Source organism: Vicinamibacteria bacterium (assembly GCA_035620555.1).
Lineage (GTDB): Bacteria > Acidobacteriota > Vicinamibacteria > Marinacidobacterales > SMYC01 > DASPGQ01.
Genome location: DASPGQ010000574.1, coordinates 1 through 2633, shown reverse-complemented (window position 1 = coordinate 2633; position 2633 = coordinate 1). Strand labels below are relative to the sequence as shown.

General features: G+C 62.5%; 1 protein-coding gene. It reads left to right on the top strand.

What is annotated here, in order from left to right; all coding sequences use genetic code 11:
* A partial coding sequence (locus tag VEK15_23220; GenBank protein ID HXV63631.1) for a sialidase family protein occupies positions 1 to 2633 on the top strand: 2633 nt, incomplete at both ends.

The following is a 2633-nucleotide window of genomic DNA, read 5'->3' as shown; positions in this document are numbered from 1 at the left end:
GCGGCAAAACGAGCCGGTGATCGGCGCGTCGAGCGTCAACGCGGAGCACCTGCTAGCGGCCGCCAACGACTACCGCACCATAGACGTCGCCGACGATTTCGGCCTGGGGGAGACGAACGAGGGATTCTTCCAGTCGCTGGTCGCTTCTGTCTCTCACACTTTCGCGAAATGGTTGGGCATTCCCAGCGGGGGAAAGGGGCTCGGCTCACCCGCGGCCGTTCCGGATGCCTGGATCGGTGTATACCGCTCATGCAACCGGGGGCAGACCTGGGTTGGCAGCCTCGTGCCCGGCTCTCCCAACGACGTATCTCCCGCGTCGCTTGCCTCGCCCCTGCGCGGCCTGGAGACGGCGAGCGATCCGTGGCTCGTACCGGCCCACGACGGCTTGATGTATCTGGGGGGGCTCGCTTTCACACGAGAGGGCCTCAGCAAGATCTTCGTGGCGCGATACACCGACCGCAACAACCTCGAGGGCGGGAACTGCTTCGTTTATGACTTCACGACCGTCGTCGCCGAGGGAGCGAAAAAAGCATCTTCCAGGTTCGTGGACAAGCCCGCGATGGCGGTCGACGTCCCTCGGGGAGGTGCCGCTTTCGGTAGTGTCTATATAGCCTACGCCGAGTTCCAGAGAAACATGACCCGCGCGAGCATCCAGTTCGCATTCTCGACGGACGGAGGCCGGAGCTTCTCCTCGCCCAAGAAACTCAGCGATGGGCTCATGTTGAGCCAGGGGGTGGCCCTTGCGGTGAACCCGACCGACGGTACCGTCTACGTCGTCTGGCGGGATTTCCTCACCAACCAGATCTACTTCACCAGCTCGCAGAGCTTTGCCCCTGCGATGGCGACGACGATCCCGTCCGGTCGAAAAAGAGATGAGGGTGGCAGTGGCTCGCGACCCATGTTCGCAAAGCCCCGACCCATCACGCCGGGCCCCATCCAGGCGTTCGATCAACCAACGGATTTCGATCAGTTCAGGACGAACGGCTTTCCGAGCATCGCCGCCGATGGAAACACAATCATGGTCGTCTGGCAGGAGCTCGTGAATTCCGTCGGTGTCCCCGATCCGTTGGGAAGCCCACGTATCGTCTTGTCGTTGTCTCGAGACCGGGGACGAACGTGGACCGCTCAGCGGGCCACCGACATCGCGCCGCGCATCGAAGAGGAGTTCCAACCGGGCCTCGGCGACATCATCGAGCGACCAGCAGGACCGCAGGTCATGCCCACCATCTCGCATAGCGCGGGACAATGGATGCTCTCTTATTATGAGTCTCGAGATCCGAACCTCGGGCTCGACGGATACCTGAGCGGCGTCGAAAGGCAGCTGGACGTGCGCGCGGTGCTCCTGGATCGGGAAACGGGTCAGCCGATCGGGTCCTCGGTTCAAGTCTCTCAGTACTCTGTCGCCCCGGGTGTGGAGCCTAGGATTCTGGAGATCAACGAGGGATATCCGGCGGTTCATCGCGCCAATCTGACGATGTTCCGCGCGGGAACCGTTCCGTTCGATGGCGATTACATATCCCTTACGCCGGCCGTTCCGCTCGTCAAGACGAATCAAACCTGGGCGTCGCCGATTTCACCGGAAGACGTCCCCGGCCAGTCCTTCCACGAGATTCATACCGACAATCGCAACGTCGTCTTTCCTGGGGGCGATATTCTCGGCAGTTGGGACCAGTACACGTCTCCGGGCTCGGGAGCGCTCTCCTGTCTCAACCCGGGCTCGCGAAACCAGGACATCTACACCAGCGAGATCACGGCCGACATCATCGCTTCGAGCCCCAGCATCTTCAAGCCGTTGCTCCAGCCGGATGGCACGCCGATGCCGCGAACTTTCGTTGTCTACGTGGAGAACCGGACAGCGGAGTCCCGCCTCGTCAACCTGGAAGCCTTTGGCAACGAGCCCGGCACCCTCGTCTCCTTCGATCAGGAGGACGACGGCATGTCTTCCCTCGCGGACGACTTCGAGATCCTGCCCTTCTCGACCATGACTCGAACCGTTTACGTGAGGTCCGTCGTGATCGATGGCTCGGCTCGCGTGGACGTGCGCGACGCGTTCTCGCAGGAGCTTCTCGCCCGCGTGGTCTTGAACAAAGCGCCCTCCGCCTTCGCCCTTGCGAACAGCGGCATCGCGAGCAGCGAGTTTCACGCGCCCCGGCTATCGAACCCGAGGCTCTCGAATCTGGGCCCGAGCAACCCGAGGCTCTCGAATCTGTCGGTTTCATCTCCTCGGCTCTCCAATCCGCGCCTTTCCAACGAAGCTCTCCCCGACAGCGCGCTTGCGACCACGCAGACCAGCGTCACCGTCACCAACGAGGGCAACACCACGAGCGTCTTCAGCCTCCTTACGGCGCTTCCCAACGCCGACGAGCTGCTCGCAAGCGGCAAGTACGCTTTTCAGGTCATCGTCCAGAGAACAGCCTCGGCGCCGGGAGTCGGGATGCTCGATCCGACGTGCTCGCCAGTCGTTGTGCTTCAGGACGAGGTCATCTCGAGTGTGGCCGATCCTCGCCTTTCGAACACGGGCGACCCCAATCCCCGACTTTCGAATCCGCGACTGAGCAACACCACGTTCTATCTCGAGCCGGCCGAAGGTGCTTCGGGCCCGGTTGCGGATCCGGGAAACGAGGACCAGCACG